The sequence below is a fragment of the Novosphingobium soli genome, assembly GCF_042432915.1.
GTDB classification, from domain to species: domain Bacteria; phylum Pseudomonadota; class Alphaproteobacteria; order Sphingomonadales; family Sphingomonadaceae; genus Novosphingobium; species Novosphingobium soli.
In genome coordinates, this window is the sequence record NZ_JBHLWK010000010.1 from 263,772 (window position 1) to 284,735 (window position 20,964).

The window sequence follows — 20,964 nt, forward strand, 5'->3', positions numbered from 1 at the left end:
ATAGGGCCTGTAGCAACTACAGGGTCAAGAGCATGGCGTTGACGATCGGGGAAATGGGCAAGGCCACAAACACGAAGATCGAGACGATCCGCTATTATGAGAAGATAGGCCTGCTGCCCAAGCCCGCCCGAACGTCGAGCAATTATCGGGATTATGGGCAGGCTGAGCTTGGCCGTCTGTCTTTCATCAGGCGGTCCCGTGATCTAGGCTTCTCGCTGGATCAGGTGCGCGCGCTCCTGGGCCTTTCCGACGACAAGAGCTGCGACTGCGCTGGGATCGACCGGATCGCCCACCAGCATCTGGTGGAGGTGGATCGCAAGATTGCTGACCTCCAAGCGCTGAGACGGGAACTGAAGGCGGTGATCGACTCGTGCGATGGCGGGACTGTCGCTGAATGCCGCATTATCGAAGCCTTGGGTCCGGCAGCATCGACATGATCGTCGGCTTTCGGGCCGGAAGCTGACGCTGGCGGCCCGGAGGGGTACGTCCTGAGTTGGTCGGAAGCAGACGCTGCTGCTCCAGACGGCAACCATCGCCACCCTCGCAGCAAAAGCCGTCAGAGCAGCTCCCCCAAGCCAGGCCTCACCACCCCGCTCAGCCTGAGCTTGTCGAAGGCCGGGAGATCGGGCGCGGGGCACCGCTGTGCTTCGACGGGCTCGGCATGGGCGCAGCAGGACGGGTCGGGCGGCTCTCCCCCCGCGGCCGCAGTCACCGCCCGCACAGGCGCCTGGAAGGGCGTGAGGGCGCCGGCAGGGGATGCTTCGTGCTCTGCGTCGTCGCGCGGGGCTCGGCGGGCGGCTCGCGGCGGGACGGGCAGCGGCGGGTTGTCGTTGACGCTGTCGAGCGGGGCGCCGGTGCAGAGCGAGGGCGCGAGGGCAGGGGGTGCTCCCTTCCAGGCAGCGGCGAAGCGGATGGTCATGGGGGCCGGTCCCTCCTGGGCGAGCGAGGCGCGCACTCTGCCAGCAAGGCGCTAAGCCATCCTGCAAGGACGTGGTTGCTCAAACCTTGCCGGGCGCCTGCGGGGTGGCGCGCAGGGCGGCTTGGGCTCGCCTACTGCGGCTGGCCCGGCTCGCCGATCCAGCGCCCGCTGTTGGCGTACTCGGGGCGGACGCCCTGGCTCGCGGGCAGGTTCTGCGCGCGGTAGAGCGAGTCGCCGCCGCGCTGGCGGACATCCTCGGAATAGGCGGGGGCGGCGGCGCCGGTGGGCGCCGGCTCGGGTGCGGCCGGCGGCGTGGCGGCGGCCGGCGCGGCGGCGGCGAAGGCGCGCTGCACCGCCAGCGGGTCGAGCACGGCCTCGGCCGCGGCGAGGTTCGCACCCGGCGCGCGCCGGTGCGGGGCCGCGACCGGCTCGCCGCCGAGGTAGGCGAAGCGGAACGTCGCCGGGGCGCCCGCCGCGCCGCGAAACGCGTAGAAGCGATGTGCGCCGATGGTGCCGAGCTCGTGCAGGCTGGGTGCCCAGGCGGGGTGGACCTGGACCGTATGGTAGTGCGTCGCCAGCCCCGCCGGGGCATAGACCGCGCCGGCGAGCGCCTGGCGGGCGACGGTCTCCGCGCGCTGCGAGAACAGCCGCTCGGGCCGCCGCGCCAGCGCGCCGTCGCAGGTGAACGAGAACTGGCAGCCGGTCGATCGTTCCGAGCCCTGGTAGACCACGCCGCACACCGTCTTGGGGTAGGCGGGGTGGGCCACGCGGTTGAGCACCACTTGCGCCACCGCGCGCTGCCCGGCGTCGGGCTCGCTCGCCGCCTCGTAGTAGATCGCGGCGGTCAGGCACTGGAGCGCGCGGCTGCGGTCCACCCCGGGGCCGACAATGCGCAGCGGGCGTGCGGCGGGGGAGAAGCCGGGGGCGGGGCTTGCGGCATCGGAGCCGATGCCCGCGCCGATGCCCGCGCCGACCCGCAGCGGGGCGGGCTCGGCGGCGAGGTAGTAGAAGGCGGAGCCCGGGAAGCTTGCCCCGGCCTGCTCGAACGGCATCGGCAGCCGTCCGTCGCCGGGCAGCGCGGCGTCGGCGATGGCGAAGCGGCCCCAGCCGTCGGGCGCGGCGAAGGCGGGAAGCGCGACCGCGGCCAGCGCCGTCACCGCCAGGTTCCAGCGCCGGCGCAGCACCGGTGCCCGCCGTCCGACCGGGCGTGCGCGCCGGGGGTAGCGCGCGGCGAAGTCACGCGGGCGCGGGTGGGCCGCCGTCCTCCAGTCCTGCGGCGCGGCGGAGGCGACGGGAGGGAAGGGGGGCACTCGGTTCCTTTCGCGGCGCGGAAAGACCCGCAGATCCCCCCTAACCTGCCCGGGGTTCGCGCGCATCCGTGCCTTTGGCGGCGTCCCGTTGCGGTACAGCGGCTGGCGGGCTCGTGACCTCGGCAGCCGCGGCCGCGTGCGGGTTTGCGGCGGGGGCAGGGGAAGGGCAGGGGCGCGGGCGCAAGGGCGCCGTGCGCGCTGTCTGCGCGCTAATGCGGCGCTAACCGCGCGCTATTTCCCAGTGCCTATCTTACTGTGCGACAAAGCGGCCGTGCGACCAGACGCGCATCGGCTCGCCGGCGCCTTCGCCCTTGCGCTGCCGCTCCTCGCGCTGCCGGTCCAGGATCAGCGATCCGGTGCCCTGGGCGAAGCGATTGCGGCGAAAGGGAATTTCGGCTCCGGTGGTCATCATCCTTCTCCTCTTTCCTGGTCCAACGCCGGGCTCGTGACCATGGTTCCGGCCGCGAGCCGCGCCGGAAGCCGCGATCCCGCCGCCGCCGCCGCCAGGGTCCGCCGATCCAACTCCCCCAGGAAAGCCCGCATCGCCCCCGCCAACATGCCCGTAAGTCCGCAGAATTCCTGGAGAACGCAGCCTTCGCAGTCGGCGGCCTTCATGCCCGGCTCGGTCAGGCGCACCACTTCGCCCAGCGTGATGTCCTCCGCCGGCCGCCCCAGCCGGAAGCCGCCGCTGCGCCCCCGCACCGTCGCCAGGAGCCCGGCATTGGCCAGGACGTTGACCACCTTCATCGCATGATTGCGCGAAATCGCATGGTCCCGCGCCACCTGCGCGATGGACAGCAGCCCGTCGCCCTCCCCCTCCGCGAGCGCGGCATGGAGGAGAATACGCAGGGCATAGTCGGTGTGGGCCGTCAGGCGCATCGCGGCGCAGGTAAGTCAATCATGCGGCTCGTTTACATCTTTTCGCGCGAAGCGTATAGATGCATCCGAATCGCATCTTTGAAGATGAAGAGGAGCCGTCCATGACCACCGCGCTGTCCGAAAGCACCATCGCCACTGTAAAGGCCACCGCACCCGTGCTGCAGCAGCACGGCGTCGCCATCACTACCCGGATGTACCAGCGTCTGTTCGAGAACGAGGAGGTGCGCGCGCTGTTCGACCAGGCGGCGCAGGACTCCGGCGAGCAGCCCCGCCGGCTTGCGGCCGCGATCCTGGGCTATGCCCAGAACGTGGACAAGCTGCAGAACCTCTCCGGTGCCGTCGCGCGGATGGTGGCGCGTCACGTCGAGACCGGCGTCAAGCCCGAGCACTACCCGCTCGTCGCCGACGCCCTCTTGCCCGCCATCCGCGACGTCGTGGGCGAGGCAGCGACCGACGAAGTGCTTGCTGCCTGGGGTGAGGCCTACTGGTTCCTGGCCGAGATCCTGATCGGCAAGGAGCGAGAGATCTACGCCGAACGCGCCTGAGCGGACGTTCAGCGAGCGCCGACGCCCCGCTCGAACTGGTCCTGGAGGCTGGCGAGCGGGCGCGGCGCGACGGGCGGCAGAACGCGCGCCGGCCGGCCCTGGCGCAGCGCGGCACGGTCCTGCTCATCCGGCTCCACCACGCGGACCCGGACGGCCGCCTTGCCTCTGGCGCGCAGGCCGAGCAATTCGGCGGCGCCCTTCGACAGGTCGATGATGCGGGCTCTTTCGCCGAAAGGCCCGCGATCGTTGATCCGCACGAGGATGCGGCGCCCGGTGTCGAGCGCCGTCACCTCCACGTAGGTCGGCAGCGGCAGCGTGGCGTGTGCCGCGGTGATCCAGTCCGGTCGGAAGCGCTCTCCGTTGGCCACCTGGCTGCCGCTCTCCGCGCCATACCACGTCGCATAACCCAGCATGTCGTAAGCAGGCTGCGCCGCCGGTGTGTAGGTGGTGCCGCGGACCTGGTAGGCAGGGCCGATCCGGACAGGCGTGTCGCTCACCGGCCGATACCGTATCCCGCCGCCGCATCCCGCAAGAGCCCCGGCGAGCAGCAGGGCGAGCCCGGCGCCGGCGGCAGGTCCTCTGGCGGAGAATAAGGGCAAGCCGACCTCCTTGCTCCCGGCCCGCGCACGCAGCCGACCCCAAGAGAGCCGGCTCTAGCGCGGAAGCCCTCACGCTCCAACGCGAGGCCTTCCGCTTTCCACAAGGCTACTTCGCCCAGCTCCCCAGCAGCGGCTTGAGATACTGACCCGTGAAGCTGCGCGGTTCCTGCACAACGTCCTCGGGCGTGCCATCCGCCACGATCTGCCCCCCGCGCACGCCGCCTTCGGGACCCATGTCGATGATCCAGTCGGCGGTCTTGATGACGTCGAGGTTGTGTTCGATCACCACCACCGAGTTGCCCTGGTCCACCAGTCGGTGCAGCACTTCCAGCAGCTTGCGTACGTCCTCGAAGTGAAGGCCGGTGGTGGGCTCGTCGAGGATGTAGAGCGTCTGCCCGGTGGAGCGGCGGGCGAGTTCCTTGGCCAATTTCACCCGCTGCGCCTCGCCGCCCGAGAGCGTCGTCGCCTGCTGGCCGACCTTCACGTAGCCAAGGCCCACCTCGTTCAGCATGTGCATCTTGTCGCGGATCGGGGGCACGGCCTTGAAGAACTCCTCGGCATCCTCGATCGTCATGTCGAGCACGTCGGCGATCGAGAGCCCCTTGAACTTCACCTCCAGGGTCTCGCGGTTGTAGCGCTTGCCGTGGCACTCCTCGCAGGTGACGTAGACGTCGGGGAGGAAGTGCATCTCGATCTTGATGAGGCCGTCGCCCTGGCACGCCTCGCAACGGCCGCCCTTGACATTGAAGCTGAAGCGGCCCGGCTTGTAGCCGCGTGCCTGGCTTTCGGGCAGGCCGGCGAACCAGTCGCGGATCTGCGTGAAGGCGCCGGTGTAGGTGGCGGGGTTGGAGCGCGGGGTGCGGCCGATCGGCGACTGGTCGATCTCGATCACCTTGTCGCACATTTCGAGGCCGGTGATCCGGTCATGCGCGCCCGCGATCACCCGCGCGCCGTTGAGCTGGCGGCTGGCGCCCGCCTGCAGCGTGTCGATGGTGAGCGAGGACTTGCCCGAGCCGGAGACGCCGGTCACGCAGCAGAAGGTGCCGAGCGGGAACTTCGCGGTGACGCCGGTAAGGTTGTTGGCGCGCGCGTTCTCCACCGTCACGAAGTGGCCGTTGCCCTTGCGGCGGGTCTCGGGCACCTCGATACGGCGGGTGCCGTTGAGGTAGGCCGCGGTCAGGCTGTCCTTGGACTTGAGCACCTGCTTGAGCGTGCCTTCCGCCACCACCTGGCCACCATGGACGCCGGCACCTGGCCCAAGATCGACGATGTGGTCGGCAGTGCGGATCGCGTCCTCGTCATGCTCCACGACGATCACGGTGTTGCCGAGGTCGCGCAGGCGCTTGAGGGTTTCCAGCAGCATGTCGTTGTCGCGCTGGTGCAAGCCGATGCTCGGCTCGTCGAGCACGTAGAGCACGCCCGACAGGCCCGAGCCGATCTGGCTGGCCAGGCGGATGCGCTGGCTCTCGCCGCCCGACAGCGTGCCGCTGGTGCGGTTGAGGTTGAGATAATCGAGCCCGACGTTGTTGAGGAAGCCAAGGCGTTCGTTGATCTCCTTGAGGATGGCGTGCGCGATCTGCCTCTGCTGGTTGGTCAGCCGTTCTTCGAGCCCGCCGAACCAGGCGAAAGCGTCTGCGACGGACAAGTGCGCGGCGTCCGCGATGTCGCTGCCGCCCACCTTGACCGATAGCGCCTCGGGCTTGAGGCGCTTGCCATGGCAGGTCTCGCAAGGCTGCGCGGTCTGGAACTTCGCAAGTTCCTCTCGCATCCAGGCGCTGTCGGTCTGCACCATCCGGCGGTTGAGGTTGCCGATAACCCCCTCGAACGCCTTGTTGACGGTGTATTCCTTGCGGCCATCCTTGAAGGTGAGCGGAACCGCCTTGCCGCCGGTGCCATAGAGGATCACCAGCTTGACCTCGCCCGGCAGCTCGTCCCAGGGCGTCGTCAGGCTGAACCCGAAGTGCGCCGCAAGGCTGGAGAGCACCTGCATGTAGTATGGGCTGGGCGGATTGGACTTGGCCCAGGGGACGATCGCACCCTGCTTGAGCGTCAGGTGCTCGTTGGGCACCACCAATTGCGGATCGAACAGCAGCTTCTCGCCCAGGCCGTCGCAGGCCGGGCAGGCACCCTGGGGGGCGTTGAACGAAAACAGGCGCGGCTCGACCTCCTCGATCGTGAAGCCGCTGACCGGGCAGGCGAACTTTTCGGAAAAGACGATGCGGTTGGCGGGGAGGCCGGCGTTTTTCATGCCCCTGGTGAGAGCAGTCTGAGCTGCGGGGGCTTCGACTGGTGCGCCTGATCCTTCGACAGGCTCAGGATGAGCGGGGTCATCGGCTCCCCCAACCTCCGCTCGTGCTGAGCTTGTCGAAGCACCTGCTCCACCAAGCTCCGCCACAGTGGTATCGGCGAGGTCGACATAGGCCAGGCCGTCAGCCAGCTTGAGCGCCTGCTCGAAGCTGTCGGCGAGGCGGGTCTGGATGCCGTCCTTCACCGCGATGCGGTCCACCACGACCTCGATGTCGTGCTTGAACTTCTTGTCGAGCGCGGGTGCGTCCTCGATGGCGTAGAACTCGCCGTCGATGCGCACGCGGGTGTAGCCGGCCTTCTGCCACTCGGCGAGTTCCTTGCGGTATTCGCCCTTGCGGCCGCGCACGACCGGCGCCAGCAGGTACAGACGGGTGCCTTCGGGCAAGGCCATGACCCGATCAACCATGTTCGAGACGGTCTGCGCCTCGATCGGCAGGCCGGTGGAGGGCGAGTAGGGAATGCCCACCCGCGCCCACAGGAGTCGCATGTAGTCCCAGATCTCGGTCACCGTCGCGACCGTCGAGCGCGGGTTGCGGCTGGTCGTCTTCTGTTCGATCGAGATGGCCGGCGAAAGGCCGTCGATATGTTCGACGTCCGGCTTCTGCATCATCTCGAGGAACTGGCGAGCGTAAGCGCTCAGCGATTCCACATAGCGGCGCTGCCCTTCGGCGTAGATCGTGTCGAACGCCAGGCTCGACTTGCCCGAGCCCGAGAGGCCGGTGATGACGATCAGCTTCTCGCGCGGGAGCGCGATGTCGAAGCCCTTGAGGTTATGCTCGCGCGCGCCGCGCACAGTGATGTGGGTGAGACTCATGGAAAGGCTGTGTTCCAGATTTGTTCGCGCGCTTCAAGAGCGCCGGCGCAGGACTTCGCCGTAGATGGGGAGCGAAGCGCTCATCGCAAGGGAGGGAGGCTGGCGTCGACCTGAACGCCATCATCGCGTCGGCTTGCGCTATCTCCGCCTGTGGCTGCTGCCACGCGGAGAATGCTGTCTCGTCCTGCGCAACTCATCGCCAGCACTGCACGGATTGGCAGAACACGACTGGAGCCGGGAACGCATTGCAGGGTTCGCGGTTATCGCTTGTGAAGGCCGGCGCGGCGCTTCCCCCACCCCCTCCCAGCCGCGCCGGCCGACTTTTTCTCCCCAGAGATCAAGCGGTTCAGTAGCTGCTTTCGCCGGTGTCCTGCGGTGCAACCAGGTGCTGCACATCGCCTGGTACGTGCGCTCAGTCCGCGAAGACGGCCAGTTCCACGCGGCCGCTGCCCTTGCGGCTGATGCCGATCTGGTCGGCCGCGGCATCGGACAGGTCGATGACGCGATTGCCATGAAACGGCCCGCGATCGTTGATGGTGACCACGACGGACTCGCCGTTGGCAGGGTTCGTCACCTGCACCTGAGTGCCGAAGGGTAGCGTACGATGGGCCGCGGTCAGCGCATCGGGGGCATAGCGTGCGCCGCTGGCGGTGCGGGCGCCTTTGAGGTGACGGCCGTAGTAGCTGGCGACGCCGCCCGCGATCGGTTCGAGAGCCGGTGGCGGCACGGCAACCATCTGAGTGATGGCGGGAACTTCTGCAGCCGCGATGACGTTGACACCAGCGACGGGGATGACCGGAGCGTCAGCCTGGGCAGGCCCTGCGAACGGCAGGATCGCGACCGCACAAAGCGCGGCCATCAGGCTGTTCGGTCGGATTTGCAAAACGGACCCCGCTTCGTCGTGGACGATGCCGGAGTCCTATATGCGAGGCCGCTCTAAGGCCATCCATGCAAAAGCGGCCCGTCGCGCTTTGGCAACGGGCCGCCTCGATGCGTCAACTCGCAAGCAAGCTTCTGGGTGGCGTCACCGCGCGTCGCGCTGGGCCAACAGGCGGAGGCGCAGGGCGTTGAGCTTGATGAAGCCCGCTGCATCCTTCTGGTCGTAGGCCCCGGCATCGTCCTCGAACGTGACATGCCGTTCGGAGTAGAGCGAGTCCGGGCTCTTGCGGCCGACCACCGAGGCCATGCCCTTGTAGAGCTTGAGCCGCACGGTGCCGTTCACACGTGCCTGGCTGTGGTCGATGGCCGCCTGGAGCATCTCGCGCTCGGGTGCGAACCAGAAGCCGTTGTAGATGAGCTCTGCATACTTGGGCATGAGCTCGTCCTTGAGGTGCGCGGCGCCACGGTCGAGCGTGATCTGCTCGATGCCGCGATGGGCCCGGGCGTAGATCTCGCCGCCCGGGGTCTCGTACATGCCGCGGCTCTTCATGCCGACGAAGCGGTTCTCGACCAGATCGAGACGGCCGATGCCGTGCTTGCGACCCAGCTCGTTGAGCTGGGTGAGGAGCGTGGCCGGGCTCATTGCCACGCCGTTGAGCGCGACGCCGTCACCCTTTTCGAAGTCGATGGTGATGTATTCCGGCGCGTCCGGCGCGTCTTCCGGGTTGACCGTGCGCGAGTAGACGTAGTCCGGCGTCTCATCCCACGGGTTTTCCAGCACTTTGCCCTCGGACGAGGTGTGCAGGAGGTTGGCGTCGGTGGAGAAGGGGCTTTCGCCGCGCTTGTCCTTGGGGACGGGGATCTGGTGCTGCTCGGCCCAGGCGATCAGCGCGGTGCGGCTGGTGAGGTCCCACTCGCGCCAGGGGGCGATGACCTTGATGCTGGGATCGAGGGCATAGGCGCTCAGTTCGAAGCGAACCTGGTCGTTGCCCTTGCCGGTGGCGCCGTGCGCCACGGCATCGGCGCCGGTCTCGTGTGCGATCTCGATCAGGCGCTTCGAGATGAGCGGGCGGGCAATCGAGGTGCCCAGAAGATAGTCGCCCTCGTAGCGGGCATTGGCGCGCATCATCGGGAAGACGAAGTCGCGGACGAACTCCTCGCGCAGGTCGTCGATGTAGATGTTCTGGTCGGGCAGGCCCATCAGCTTGGCCTTGGCGCGTGCCGGCTCCAGTTCCTCGCCTTGTCCGAGATCGGCGGTGAAGGTCACCACTTCGCAGTTGTAGGTGACCTGCAGCCACTTGAGGATGACGCTGGTGTCGAGGCCGCCGGAATAGGCAAGGACGACCTTCTTGATCTCGGACATGGGCGGGGCTTTCGCGAAACGGCGGTGAATGTTCGGGCGCGCGGCTAGCAGGTGCGTCCCCGCTTCGCAACGGTTCCGCGTCAGCCGCCCGGCAGCCGGCGTTCCGCCTGCGCCAGATAGTCCCGGGTGAGGGGCAGGGCATGGCGGCTGCGGGTGTACTGGATCTGGTAGTTGCACATGCCGCCGCTCTCGAACGCGGCGGTGGCGCCGGCGAGATAGAAAGTCCACATGCGATAGAAGCGCTCATCGTGGAGCCGCACGATGGCGGTCTGGTTTGCGACGCAGCGCTTGTACCACTCGCGCAAGGTGAGCGCATAGTGCAGGCGCAGCGTCTCGATGTCGGTCGCGATCAGGCGTACCTTTTCGCTTGCTGCGAGCGTCTCGCTCAGCGCCGGGATGTAACCGCCCGGAAAGATGTACTTGCGCGTGAAGGCATCCGTAGATCCGGGGCCTCCCATGCGGCCGATGGTGTGGAGGAGCATCACGCCCTCGTCCACGAGCAGCGTCGCACAGTCGCGGAAGAAGCGCGCGAACTGCGCCTGACCGACGTGTTCGAACATGCCCACCGAAACGATGCGATCGAACTTGTCTCCGCGCGCGGCAAGGTCGCGGTAGTCGACCAGCTCGAAGTCGATCCGGTCGGCGACACCGGCCTCAGCCGCCCGGTCGCGCGCAAGGGCGAGCTGCTCTTCGCTGAGCGTGATGCCCTTCACCGAAACGTCGAAGTTCTGCGCCAGGTAGATCGCCATGCCGCCCCAGCCGCACCCGATGTCCAGCACGCGCTGGCCAGGCTCGATGGCGAGCTTGGCGGCGATGTGCGCCAGCTTGGCGCTCTGTGCCTGCTCCAGCGTCATGTCCTCGCGCGGCCAGTAGGCGCAGGAGTACTGCATGTGCTCGGAATCGAGGAACAGGCGGTAGAGGTCGTTGCCGACGTCGTAGTGGTGGGCGATGTTGCGCTTGGCGCTGGCAGCCCGGTTCACGCCGTCGAGCAGGGTGACCAGCTTGCCCGCCGCTTTCTTCAGCGGCGTGCTTTCCTTCAACTCTCCGCCGCGATCCCAGCGAGCGTTCGCGCGCAGCAGCTGCACCAACTCCATGATGTCGCCCTGCTCGACGACGAGCTGCCCGTCCATGAAGGCTTCAGCCGCACCCAGCCGCGGGTCGCGCAGGATGCGGCGTTCGGCCGCGATGTCGGTCAGGCGGATGCGAACCTGGGGGAAACCTTCGTGAGGCGTTCCGAAGCGGCGGATGCTGCCGTCGGGCCTGACCAGTTCGAGGACCCCTTGCCGTACGCCGCGTTCAAGGAAGCGATCGAGAATGCCGAATGCCATGCGCGGGTATTGCGGGGCGCGGCCGCGGTGCGCAAGAGCGATGTGTGACAAAATACACAAGAGCCGGCGCGTGAATCGCGTTCCTTACTGCCGGGCGAGAAACAGCACGTCGCGGGGCTGAGCCAGCAGGTGCTGGCCCGAATCGACGTAGACCGTCTCGCCGCTTGCCAGCCAGCCGCCGGCGAGGAACAGCGCGGCCCCGGCAACATCCTCCGGGGTCGCCCGGCGACCGAGCAGATTCATTCGGTGCGAGACGTCAGCCTCCGCCTCGCTCTGGTCGTGGCTGGCGAGAATGGCTCCGGGCGCGATCCCGTAGACGCGGTCGCGCGCATCGCCTCGGGCCATGGAGAGCATCGGGATGGTGGCGGCAAGAGCGTGCTTGCTCATGGTGTAGGAGAAGAAGTCCGGGTTGGGGTTGAGGAGCTTCTGGTCGGTGACATGGATCAGCCGGCGCCCGCCTGACGCTCTCGCATGCGACAGGAAGGCTTGCCCCAGCCGCGCGGGCGTGCCCGCATTGACTCGCATCGCAGCCTGGAAGGTTGCGGGATCGAGGTCCTGTGCGGTGTCGAGATCGAACACCCCCGCGCAGTTGATCAGCACTCTCCAGTCCCCGAGGCGTTCAGCCAGATTCTCGATCATCGCCGGTCCCGCGGCCCAGTCGTCGAGCTCGCAGGAGACTACTTCCGCCGAGGGAAGGCATGCAGCAAGCGCTTCGGCCTGGTCGCGCGAGCGTCCGTAGTGAATCACGACGTGCCAGCCCGCCTCGCCGAACGCGCGCGCGATAGCGGCGCCGATGCGCTTTGCGCCACCGGTCACTAGCATGGCTGGCCGGGCGATTGCATCTCCGCTCACGCGATCAGCCCGCCTGCCGCGTTGACCGCTACGACTCGCGCTCCCTCGCTATCGTAGATACGTTGGTGGTGAAGCGGGCCGAGGCAGGGGGTAAAGCTCTGAAGCATCAACGGCATTGGAGCATAGGCACTGGGTCTAGGAAAGCCCCGAGAGGGGCAATCGCCTGGGCGCCCGGCAAAGGAAAAGGCGCGCCGCAGCCACGACGCGCCTTCCCTGAAGGACTTGGTGTCCGCGCTCAGCGGCAGCGCGCGCTCGATCCGCCCCGGTCGATCTCGCGGCCGAGGACGGCACCGCCAGCCGCGCCCAACAGGGTTCCAACGGTGCGATCGCCGCGGGTGTCGATCGCGCGGCCAGCGAGGGCGCCGGCAACGCCGCCGATGAGCAGGCCGGTGGTGCCGTTCGACTTCTTGCAGCGATAGCGGCCGTCGTTCCCGCGCCAGTAGCGGATGCCGTTGTCGGTCTTGTAGTAGCGGTGTCCGCGATCGCGCGCTTCGGCAGGCGCCGAGACGGCGACGGTGGCGGGCAGGGTGAGCGCCATCATGGTGGCGGCGAGAATGGCTTTACGCATGGTGTGTGCCCTCATTGTGTGCGTGAGTTGATCGGGTAACACCGCTCTTCATTCATTGATCCACAACGTCAGATGAACAGGGCGGCTTCCAGAAGAATGCGTGACGAAGCGCGCTGCAGCGGCGACGAGCTGACCCCGATTGTTGCTGCCGCGCATTAGAGCGGCGGAGACGCCCTGACCCGCCTTGGGTGCGGGATATGAGGGTAGGGCTATCGCGCCGACATCCCCAGGGAAGCGATCAGCTGCTCGCTGGCTTTCGAACTGCTGGTGCGCTCGAGGAGGCGCGCCGCTGAGGAGCGACGCGCCTCTTGAGGAGGAGCGACCCCCCTCAGCTCAGCGGCACTGGATGTCGCCCTTGTCGATCTCGCGGCCGAGCGCTCCGCCCAGCACGCCGCCGAGCACCGCACCCAATGTACGATCGCCGCTGCCGGCAATCTGATGGCCCGCCAAGGCACCGACGCCCGCGCCCACGATCAGCCCGGTCGTGCCGTTGTCGCGCTTGCAGTAGTAACGGCCATCGTTGCCGCGCCAGACGTACGAATCTCGGGCGATTCGGCGGGGCTGACGATACCGGCCTCGTGAATCGTAGAGATCGGAGCGGCGGTAGTCCCGCCGGTCATCCCGCCGGTAGTCTCGCCGGTCGTCGTAGCCGCGGCGCGCGCGATCGCGGTCACGGTCTCCGTAGCGATCGCGGTCACGGTCGGACCAGCTGGACTGGTCCGCGAGTGCCGGCGCGACGGGAATGGCGGTAGCCGCAGCTGCCATCGCAGCCAGGGCCAGGAGGGACTTCTTCATCTGCATTCTCCAACGATGCTTGACCCTGTCCGTCACTCGGGCGACCTAGCCGCGATCGAGAGTTTCGCGCGGCTACGTCCGCCGGAAAGACGGGCGGGTTCCTGCGGTAGAATGCGGATCACGCCGATTGGCTGCGAGAGGTTCGGTATGCTGTTGGACTTGGTCGACGTTTTCGGTTCCGGCCCGTTGAGCGGCAACCCGCTGGCCGTCGTCCGCGGTGGGGAGGAGCTCGATGCCGACCAGATGCTGCGCTTGACCCGCTGGCTCGGCTTTTCCGAGACGACCTTCCTGCTGCCGCCGACCGATCCGAACGCCGACTACCGCGTGCGAATCTTCTATCCGGCCGGCGAATTGCCGTTCGCTGGCCATCCGACGCTGGGGAGCGCGCACGCATGGCTCGCCGCCGGCGGTACTCCGCGCCGGTCGAGGTGCGTGGTGCAGGAGTGCGGCGTCGGGCTGGTGGAGGTTCGAGAGGAGGACGAACGGCTGGCGTTTCGCGCACCGCCGCTGATCCGCTCCGGACCGCTCGACCCGCAGGACCGTGCGGAGGTGCTGCGACTGACCGGCGCTCCGGCCGACGCGGTGATCGCCGCGGTTCACGCCTCCAATGGCCCCGGCTGGAAGTTGCTGCACCTGTCCTCTGCAGAGGCTGTGCTGGCCGCCGAACCGGTGCCTCGCGCGCCGCTGGGCACCGACGTCGCGCTGCTGGGGGCCTGTGCGCCCGGTGATGCGGCGCAGTACGAAGTGCGCGCCTTCTTCGCGGATGCTTCGGGCAAGATGGTCGAAGATCCTGTTACCGGCAGTCTCAACGCTGCCGTGGCGCAGTACCTGTTTGCGAGCGGCCAGGTCCAAGGCGGCTATGTCGCCGCGCAGGGGCGCAAAGTCGGCGCCGACGGCCGGGTACACTGCGCGCTCGACGTGGAGGGCGCGGTGTGGATCGGCGGCCGGGTGGAGACGGTCTCCACCGGCGGCGCGCTGACTTCCATTCGCTAGGCAGTTTTCCTGGGCAGTGCGATCTCGGCGGTGCCCGTGCACATGGTGGTGCCCTTCTGGTTCTTCATCAGGTGCTTGACGTGAACGAGTTGGCGGCCCTGGTCGTCCACCGACTTGTCGATCACTTCCGCAGTCTGGATGGTCACGTCACCCGTGAGGGCGGGGCCACGGTAGTTCGCGACCGAGTGGACGACCATGCCGTGCTGGCCGGCCCAGCCCGACAGGAAATCGGTTACCCAGGACCCCATCGAAGCCCCGTAGCCATAGCCGCGGGGCATGCCGATGCGACGGGCGTACTTGGCGAAGAGATGCCCGCGCGAAGGGCCGTAGTAGGCGCCGTCGGTGAGGAAGGGGTTCACCTTCATCATGTCCGGGTCGTTCTCGTACCCGGCCATCTCGCGCGTGAAGCCCAGGCCCTCCAGGTCCTGCTTGCGCAAGTTCATCGTGCCCCAGGTGTTCACGATGTAGGCGCGCCACTCGGTGGCGAAGCTGGCGATCGAATGCGGGCCGAAGACGCGCTCGGGAAGCTGGTCCCCGACGGCGACGTCGTCCCACCAGCGCTCCTTGTTGCCGAGGTCGTGCAGCATCTGCACCCAGGCGAAGCGGCGCTCCTCCATCGCGTGGAGCTCCTCGTCGGTCCACTCGGGCTCGTCGAAATCCTCGGTCTTGACGTTGTCGCCACCGGCCGCGGCGCGATACCGGATCGAGGTGGAGCGCTGCCGGGCGATCGCCTCCCCCTTCTGGTTGGCGTAGTTGTTGTCGCCGCGCTGGAAGCAGGTCGGACCGAAGCCGGTCTGCTTCACCGTGAAGTCGAAAGGAACACGCGTGTTGGTGATGACGTCCCCCGGCGCGATGCGCGGACCGTAGAACCACCATTCGTCGCCGCCGAACAGCAGGTGCGAGTTCTCGATCCTGCCGACGCACGCCGGGGCGGCACCGTGGCCGTCGTCGGTCGCGATGGCAAAGCTCTGGGGTGCCACCAGCTTGCCCCAGACGCTGGCCGCCGCCGTGTCGGGGTCGAAGTGCGCGAGGTTGGCGTAGTGCATCGCGTGGACCCAGCGACGAATGTCGTTGGGGGCGATCGCCTCGCGCAGCGGCGAGAAGTCCATGGGCTTGCCCAGGTAGCGGTCGATGTCGGAGCAGTCGAAGTCGGTCATCTCAGGGGTGCGTCTCTCGTCAGAACTGGCGGGTGCCGGTGGCATCCTCGGCCTTGAAAACGGGGAGGGGCTCGACCGCCTTCATCATCACCAGCGGGATGATGCGGTCGGTGGCCTGCTGATAGCTGGCGTAGAAAGGATGGCAGTCGACCAGGAACGACCAGACCTTCTCGCGCTCGGCGCCCTCGGGCTCGCGCCAGGTGGCGCGGAACGCCTGGGTGGCGATCTGGAAATCGACCATCTCCGCCTCGCGGATGTTGAGGTACCAGGCCGGATGGTGATCGGCCCCGCCCTTTGAGGCGCAGATCACCACCTCGCCGCCGATGTCGGCGTAGCAGAGCGGGGTGATGAAGACCTTGCCGCTCTTGCGCCCCACGTACTTGACCAGGCAGTGCGTGGCGAAGGAGCGGCCGCCCACCGGGGCGATGTCCATGATGTGGCCCTGCGCACCGCCGGACTCCAGGTACATCTCGCGATGCTCCACGACCCAGTCCTTGCGCGTATCGCGGATGGCCGCGGACGATTCATCGCTCATCGGGCATTCTCCTCCTGCCGAAGCCGGCGGAGATTGCCGGGGCGCCCTCGGGCGTCCAATCCCGAATGGGAACTCGCGGAGAGTGATCGCCCCCGCGGTGCGCTAGCTCGTCTTCGCTCCATCGTCGCCGCAAGGCCAGGCAATGAGTTCCAGCAGGCTGTCCACGAAGGCTTCGTGCTGCGCGCGCGTGGAGCGGCTTGGCCGCAGCAGCACGTCGGAGCGATAGCCGGTGACCGCCGAAACGACGATTTGGGTCAGCCGCAGAGCCTCGGTCCGGTGAAAGCGGGTGGCGAAGAAGTCGGTGATGCAGGCGCGCAGCTTGGCCGGCCCGCGGGTGTAGAAGGTCTCCTTGACCTCGGGGAAGCGGTCTCCCTCGCTCATCACGAGGCGATAGAGCAGCACCGAGTTCTCGCGCAGCAGGCAGTCGATGAAGCGCAGGCAGGCCCTCCGCAGGGCCGGGACCGAAAAGGCCTGCCCCGTCAGCACTTCGTCGATATCGCTGGAGAAGGTCTCGACGTGGAGGTCGACCACGGCGGCAAACAGCTCCTCCTTGGCAGAGAAGTGCGCCCAGAGCGTTGCTTTCGACCCACCCAGGGCGTCGGCGATCGCCGACATCGTCGTCGTGGCGTAGCTTTCGTCGAGGAACATGCGCGAGGCGAGGCGAACGATCTGCGCCCGCTTGCGGGCCTTGTTGAGTTCGCGCTTTCCGATTCTCTCGGCCATAACCGTACCAGGTAGTACACTTTATATTTGACAGGTTCAACCCAGAGCGGCAGAAAAGTGTACTGATGAGTACAAATAGAACAACGCGAGTCGCAGCGGCTTCGCTGCTGACGATCTCCCTTGCCCTCGGCGCCTGCACGGCGCCGAACCTCGGTCCGCGTCCGCAGATGACCGCGCCCGAAGCGCTGGAATCCAGCCAGTCGCTGGCCGCCGCCACGGCCGCCTCCCGCAACTGGCCGCGGGAGCGCTGGTGGACGGCCTATGGCGACCCGCAGCTGGACGCGCTGGTCGACGAGGCTTTGGCCGGCTCGCCCAGCGTGGCGGCTGCGCAGGCCCGTATCCGGCAGGCGCGTGGAGCTTCGGAAGTCGCTGGCGCCGCAACGCTGCCGACGCTGGGCGGGCAGGGCAGCGCCGGCTTCACCAAGCAAAGCTACAACAACGGCGTGCCGGCCGACTTCGTGCCGAAAGGCTGGAATAGTACCGGCACCCTCGCGCTCACGGGCGACTTCGACCTTGACCTCTGGGGCGCGAACCGCAAGGCGCTCGCCGCCGCGACCTCCGAAGAAGCCGCGGCCGAAGCCGATGCACGGCAGGCCGAGCTGCTGATCTCCAGCAACGTCGTTTCGTCCTACTTCGACCTCGCCCGCCTCATCGAGCGGGGCAATGCGCTGGCAGACGCGATCGAGGCGCGGAATGCCTTCGTCGACCTGACCGGCCGGCGCTCGCGCGAGGGCATCGACAATCAGGCGCCCTGGCGCCGGGCCGAGGCTGCCGCCGCCACGGCGCGGGCGGAGTTCTCGGCGAACCAGGAGCAGGTTCTGCTGCGCCGCCATGCCTTGGCCGCGCTGCTCGGCAAGGGCCCGGATCGTGGCTTGACGATCACGCCGCCGTCCATCGCCACGCTGTCCGAGACGGGAGTTCCAGCCGATGCCGCCATCGCCCTGGCAGGGCGCCGACCCGACATCGTTGCTGCGCGCCTTCGCGCCGAGGCCGCCGGTGCCCGCATCGACCAGGCCAAGGCGGCGTACATGCCCAACATCTCCCTGCGCGGGCTGGTGGGGCTCACCTCTCTGGGGCTGTCCAACCTGATCGACACGGGTTCCACCTATGGCAATGCCGGCGGGGCGTTCAGCCTGCCGATCTTCCAGGGCGGGCGGCTCCGGGGCCAGTACACGCAGGCCCGCGGCGGCTACGACGCCGCCGTGGCCAATTACAACGAGACCGTGCTCGGCGCCCTGCAGGAAATCGCCGATGCGGTCGCCAGCCGCGAGGCTGCCGCCGCGCAGGAGCGTGACGCGGCCGAGGCAGCGCGCAAGTCGCAGATCGGCTATGACCTGTCGATGCAGCGCTTCCGCGGCGGGCTGTCGAGCTATCTCGAGGCGCTGACTGCCCAGACCGATGCGCTGGCCGCGCGCCGGGCGGCGGTCGACGCCCATTTCCGTACCCTCGCCCTGGAGGTCGCGCTGCAGCGCGCGTTGGGTGGCGGGTTCGCACACAATTCCAGTGAAAAGGCTTCCGACCATGAGTGACGACGTCCAGGACCAGCCCGCAGCGGCACAGGGCGAAGGCGCCGGCGCGCAACCCGCCGAAGGCGGGAGCGTCATCCAGAAGAAGAACCGCAAGCCGCTGCTGATCGGGCTCGCACTCGCGGTCGTCGCGATCGCGGTGATCTACTTCCTCTACGAGACTTTCATCGGTAGCCGTACGGTGTCCACGGACAACGCCTATGTCGGAGGCGAGACGGCGCAAGTGACGCCGCTGACGGCCGGGCAGGTCGCCGAGGTCCTCGTCACCGACACCCAGCCGGTGCGCAAGGGGCAGATCCTGTTCCGCCTCGATGACAAGGACCAGCGCATCTCGCTCGCGCAGGCCGAGGCCCAGCTGGAATACGCGACCCGTCGCTACGGCCAGTCCCTGGCGAACGAGAATGCGCTCGGCGCCGCTGCGGACGCCAGCGCGACCCAGATCAACTCGGCCATCGCCAAGCAGACGTCGGCCCAGGCCGGGCTCGCCCGCGCTCAGGAAGACTTTCGTCGCCGTGCCGCGCTGGCGAACAGTGGTGCCGTCTCGGCCGAGGAACTGACCGCGGCGCGCCAGGCCCTGGCCGCAGCGCAGGCCGCCGCCCTGGAAGCCAAGGCAGCCGTAGAGCAGGCGCGCGCCAACGCGAACAGCTCGCGTCGGCAGGAAGAGGCTGCCCGCGCCCTGACCCGCGGCACCAGCAGCCAGACCGCGCCCGAGGTGCTGCTCGCCAAGGCGCAGCTCGCCACGGCCAAGCTCGCGCTCGAACGCACCGTGGTCCGCGCCCCCGTCGATGGCGTGGTGGCGCAGCGCGCCATCCAGGTCGGTCAGAAGGTGGAGATGGGCACCGTGGCGATGCGGATCGTGCCGGTCGGCGCGCTCTACGTCGATGCGAACTTCAAGGAGGACCAGCTCGGCAAGGTCCGTTCGGGCCAGCGTGCCGTGCTCACATCGGACTTCTACGGTGACGACGTGGAGTTCCACGGCAAGGTCGTCGGCTTCGCAGGCGGTACCGGCGCGGCCTTCGCGCTGATCCCGGCGCAGAACGCGACCGGCAACTGGATCAAGGTCGTCCAGCGTCTTCCCGTCCGCATCGAGCTCGACCCGATGGAACTGAAGGAGCACCCGCTGCGGATCGGCCTTTCGATGGAAGCCGAGATCGACCTGACGAGTAAGGACTGATGGCGGGCGCTGCAGCGGGCGCGCAGCCGGGATCGGGCACATCGCTCGAGTTCTCCGGCGTGCGCCTCTTCGTGGCGGGCTTCGTGCTCGCCATGGCCAACTTCATCGTCGTGCTCGACATGACGATCGCCAACGTCTCCGTGCCCCATATTGCCGGCGGGCTCGCGGTCTCGAACTCGAGCGGTACCTGGGTCATCACCTCCTACGCGGTGGCCGAGGCGATCTGCGTGCCGCTGACCGGCTGGCTCACCGGACGCTTCGGTGCGGTGCGCACGTTCCTCGTCTCGCTGGGCGGGTTCGGCGTGTTCTCCGCGCTCTGCGGCATGTCCGGCACGCTGGGCATGCTGGTCGTGTTCCGGCTGGGGCAGGGCTTCTGCGGCGGCCCGCTGATGCCGCTGACGCAGACGCTGATGCTGCGCATCTTTCCCAAGCACATGCATCCCAAGGCCATGGCGATGTGGGCGATGACCGTCGTGACCGCGCCGATCATCGGCCCCATCCTGGGCGGCTCGATTTCGGACAACTGGTCGTGGGAATGGATCTTCTTCATCAACGTGCCGATCGTGGTGATCCTCTTCGGCGTGCTTTCGGTGATGCTGAAGGACATCCGCACACCGTTGCTGAAGCTGCCGATCGACGTGATCGGGCTGGTGCTGCTGGTGATCTGGGTCGGCGCGTTCCAGATGATGCTGGACCTTGGCCGGGAGGAAGACTGGTTCGCCTCCACCAAGATCGTCGCCCTGGCCTGCGTGGCCGCCGTCTTCTTCTGCGGCTTCGTCATCTGGGAGCTGACCGAGGAGCATCCGATCGTCGATCTCAAGGTGTTCCGCCATCGCGGGTTCACCGCCTCCACCATCTCGCTGATGATCGCGTTCGGGACCTACTTCTCGGCGGTGGTCGTCATCCCGCAGTGGCTGCAGACCTCGATGGGATATACCGCGACGCAGGCGGGCTATGCGATGGCCTTCGCCGGGGTTCTGGCGGTGGTGGCCTCGCCGTTCGTTCCCAAGCTGATGCAGAAGTTCGATCCGCGGTTGCTCGTGTTCCTGGGCGTGGCGTGGCTCGGCGTCTGCGCCTGGGTCCGCACCGGCTGGTCGACCGAGGCGACGTTCTGGACAATCGCCTTTCCGCAGCTGATCCAGGGGGCCGGCGTCTCGCTGTTCATGGTGCCTCTGACGACTATCAGTCTCAGCGCGGTGCGTCCTGAGGAGACCGCCTCCGCCGCCGGCATCGCCAACTTCGGGCGCACGCTTGCGGGGGCGGTGGCGACCGCCATCATCACCACGATCTGGAGCGATCTTGGCACCACCGATCGCGCCGAGATGGTCGGTTCGATGAACGGTGCCGGCGCCGTATGGAACCAGTTGCAGGACCGCGGCATGGGCGCGGACCAGGCCCGCGGCGTGCTCGAGCAGCTGGTGAGCCAGCAGGGGCTGGCGCTGGCGACCGTGCATATCTTCCAGATCTCGGCCGTGGCACTGTTCATCGCCGCCTGCACCATCTGGCTGGCACCACGCCCTCCCAAGAACGCCAAGCCCGGCGCGGGCGGCCACTGAGACCTCCTCACCCGTCGCCCTGTTCCATGACGCCAGGGCGGCGGGGAGAACGGCCGACCTTTCCTCCGCGCCGGACGGGTCCGACCGACCCGTCCCGTGAACCCGACTGCGAATCGCTTGCCTGCCGCCGAAGATGCTTTGC

21 protein-coding genes are annotated in these 20,964 nt (G+C 67.9%); 6 read left to right on the forward strand and 15 right to left on the reverse strand.

Annotated elements, in window-relative coordinates:
• Positions 1-32: 32 nt before the first annotated feature.
• Complete coding sequence (locus ACFFJC_RS07765; protein ID WP_379486924.1) at positions 33-437, forward strand: MerR family transcriptional regulator; 405 nt, start codon at positions 33-35, stop codon at positions 435-437.
• Between the two features lie 119 nt (positions 438-556).
• On the opposite strand, the gene ACFFJC_RS07770 is transcribed toward ACFFJC_RS07765, so the two are convergent.
• From ACFFJC_RS07770 to ACFFJC_RS07785, 4 genes are all read right to left on the reverse strand, one after another.
• Positions 557-919: a hypothetical protein gene (locus ACFFJC_RS07770; RefSeq protein ID WP_379486925.1), complete on the reverse strand. Its 363-nt coding sequence runs from the start codon at positions 917-919 to the stop codon at positions 557-559.
• Positions 920-1,050: 131 nt separating this feature from the next.
• Positions 1,051-2,229, reverse strand: a complete 1,179-nt coding sequence (locus ACFFJC_RS07775) for a cell wall hydrolase (protein ID WP_379486926.1) — start codon at positions 2,227-2,229, stop codon at positions 1,051-1,053.
• Between the two features lie 250 nt (positions 2,230-2,479).
• Positions 2,480-2,638: a hypothetical protein gene (locus tag ACFFJC_RS07780; protein WP_379486927.1), complete on the reverse strand. Its 159-nt coding sequence runs from the start codon at positions 2,636-2,638 to the stop codon at positions 2,480-2,482.
• On the reverse strand, positions 2,638-3,108 hold the full coding sequence (locus tag ACFFJC_RS07785; protein WP_379486928.1) for an RrF2 family transcriptional regulator: 471 nt from the start codon (positions 3,106-3,108) through the stop codon (positions 2,638-2,640). Before ACFFJC_RS07785 ends, ACFFJC_RS07780 begins: the two co-directional genes overlap by 1 nt.
• A gap of 101 nt (positions 3,109-3,209) precedes the next feature.
• Here ACFFJC_RS07785 and ACFFJC_RS07790 point away from each other — a divergent pair, with 101 nt between their 5' ends.
• Positions 3,210-3,653, forward strand: coding sequence for a globin domain-containing protein (locus ACFFJC_RS07790; protein WP_379486929.1), 444 nt, complete (start codon positions 3,210-3,212; stop codon positions 3,651-3,653).
• 8 nt (positions 3,654-3,661) lie between these two features.
• Here ACFFJC_RS07790 and ACFFJC_RS07795 read toward each other — a convergent pair whose 3' ends face one another.
• From ACFFJC_RS07795 to ACFFJC_RS07830, 8 genes are all read right to left on the reverse strand, one after another.
• Entirely contained in the window at positions 3,662-4,204 is a 543-nt protein-coding gene (locus ACFFJC_RS07795; protein ID WP_379487211.1) for a septal ring lytic transglycosylase RlpA family protein, read from the reverse strand.
• Positions 4,205-4,358: 154 nt separating this feature from the next.
• The gene (gene uvrA / locus ACFFJC_RS07800; protein WP_379486930.1) at positions 4,359-7,373 is read right to left on the reverse strand and encodes an excinuclease ABC subunit UvrA; all 3,015 of its coding nucleotides are present in this window, start codon (positions 7,371-7,373) and stop codon (positions 4,359-4,361) included.
• 412 nt (positions 7,374-7,785) lie between these two features.
• Positions 7,786-8,232, reverse strand: coding sequence for a septal ring lytic transglycosylase RlpA family protein (locus ACFFJC_RS07805; protein ID WP_379486931.1), 447 nt, complete (start codon positions 8,230-8,232; stop codon positions 7,786-7,788).
• A gap of 165 nt (positions 8,233-8,397) precedes the next feature.
• A complete protein-coding gene (locus tag ACFFJC_RS07810; protein ID WP_379486932.1) occupies positions 8,398-9,615 on the reverse strand; it encodes an argininosuccinate synthase in 1,218 nt (405 codons plus the stop codon).
• Positions 9,616-9,695: 80 nt separating this feature from the next.
• Complete coding sequence (locus tag ACFFJC_RS07815; RefSeq protein WP_379486933.1) at positions 9,696-10,943, reverse strand: class I SAM-dependent methyltransferase; 1,248 nt, start codon at positions 10,941-10,943, stop codon at positions 9,696-9,698.
• Positions 10,944-11,027: 84 nt separating this feature from the next.
• Positions 11,028-11,765 (reverse strand): SDR family oxidoreductase, encoded by a 738-nt coding sequence (locus tag ACFFJC_RS07820; RefSeq protein WP_379486934.1) that lies wholly within the window; start codon positions 11,763-11,765, stop codon positions 11,028-11,030.
• Between the two features lie 265 nt (positions 11,766-12,030).
• Entirely contained in the window at positions 12,031-12,363 is a 333-nt protein-coding gene (locus ACFFJC_RS07825; protein WP_379486935.1) for a glycine zipper 2TM domain-containing protein, read from the reverse strand.
• A 333-nt stretch (positions 12,364-12,696) separates the two neighbouring features.
• Positions 12,697-13,158, reverse strand: coding sequence for a glycine zipper 2TM domain-containing protein (locus ACFFJC_RS07830; RefSeq protein WP_379486936.1), 462 nt, complete (start codon positions 13,156-13,158; stop codon positions 12,697-12,699).
• Between the two features lie 147 nt (positions 13,159-13,305).
• On the opposite strand from ACFFJC_RS07830, the gene ACFFJC_RS07835 reads away from it, so the two are divergent.
• Complete coding sequence (locus ACFFJC_RS07835; protein ID WP_379487212.1) at positions 13,306-14,151, forward strand: PhzF family protein; 846 nt, start codon at positions 13,306-13,308, stop codon at positions 14,149-14,151.
• On the opposite strand, the gene ACFFJC_RS07840 is transcribed toward ACFFJC_RS07835, so the two are convergent.
• The 3 genes from ACFFJC_RS07840 to ACFFJC_RS07850 form a co-directional block, all read right to left on the reverse strand.
• A complete protein-coding gene (locus ACFFJC_RS07840) occupies positions 14,148-15,308 on the reverse strand; it encodes an FAS1-like dehydratase domain-containing protein (protein ID WP_379486937.1) in 1,161 nt (386 codons plus the stop codon). The two genes, ACFFJC_RS07835 and ACFFJC_RS07840, sit on opposite strands and share 4 nt — an antisense overlap.
• Before the next feature lie 19 nt (positions 15,309-15,327).
• A complete protein-coding gene (locus ACFFJC_RS07845; protein ID WP_379486938.1) occupies positions 15,328-15,843 on the reverse strand; it encodes a nitroreductase/quinone reductase family protein in 516 nt (171 codons plus the stop codon).
• A gap of 102 nt (positions 15,844-15,945) precedes the next feature.
• Positions 15,946-16,566 carry a TetR/AcrR family transcriptional regulator gene (locus ACFFJC_RS07850; RefSeq protein WP_379486939.1) on the reverse strand — a complete coding sequence of 207 codons (621 nt, stop codon included), beginning with the start codon at positions 16,564-16,566 and terminating at the stop codon, positions 15,946-15,948.
• Between the two features lie 65 nt (positions 16,567-16,631).
• On the opposite strand from ACFFJC_RS07850, the gene ACFFJC_RS07855 reads away from it, so the two are divergent.
• The 3 genes from ACFFJC_RS07855 to ACFFJC_RS07865 are packed head-to-tail and all read left to right on the forward strand — an operon-like array spanning position 16,632 to position 20,822.
• The gene (locus ACFFJC_RS07855) at positions 16,632-18,095 is read left to right on the forward strand and encodes an efflux transporter outer membrane subunit (RefSeq protein WP_379486940.1); all 1,464 of its coding nucleotides are present in this window, start codon (positions 16,632-16,634) and stop codon (positions 18,093-18,095) included.
• Positions 18,088-19,266: an HlyD family secretion protein gene (locus ACFFJC_RS07860; protein ID WP_379486941.1), complete on the forward strand. Its 1,179-nt coding sequence runs from the start codon at positions 18,088-18,090 to the stop codon at positions 19,264-19,266. The genes ACFFJC_RS07855 and ACFFJC_RS07860 overlap by 8 nt, the downstream gene beginning before the upstream one ends.
• Positions 19,266-20,822 carry a DHA2 family efflux MFS transporter permease subunit gene (locus tag ACFFJC_RS07865; protein WP_379486942.1) on the forward strand — a complete coding sequence of 519 codons (1,557 nt, stop codon included), beginning with the start codon at positions 19,266-19,268 and terminating at the stop codon, positions 20,820-20,822. The genes ACFFJC_RS07860 and ACFFJC_RS07865 overlap by 1 nt, the downstream gene beginning before the upstream one ends.
• Positions 20,823-20,964 lie beyond the last annotated feature (142 nt).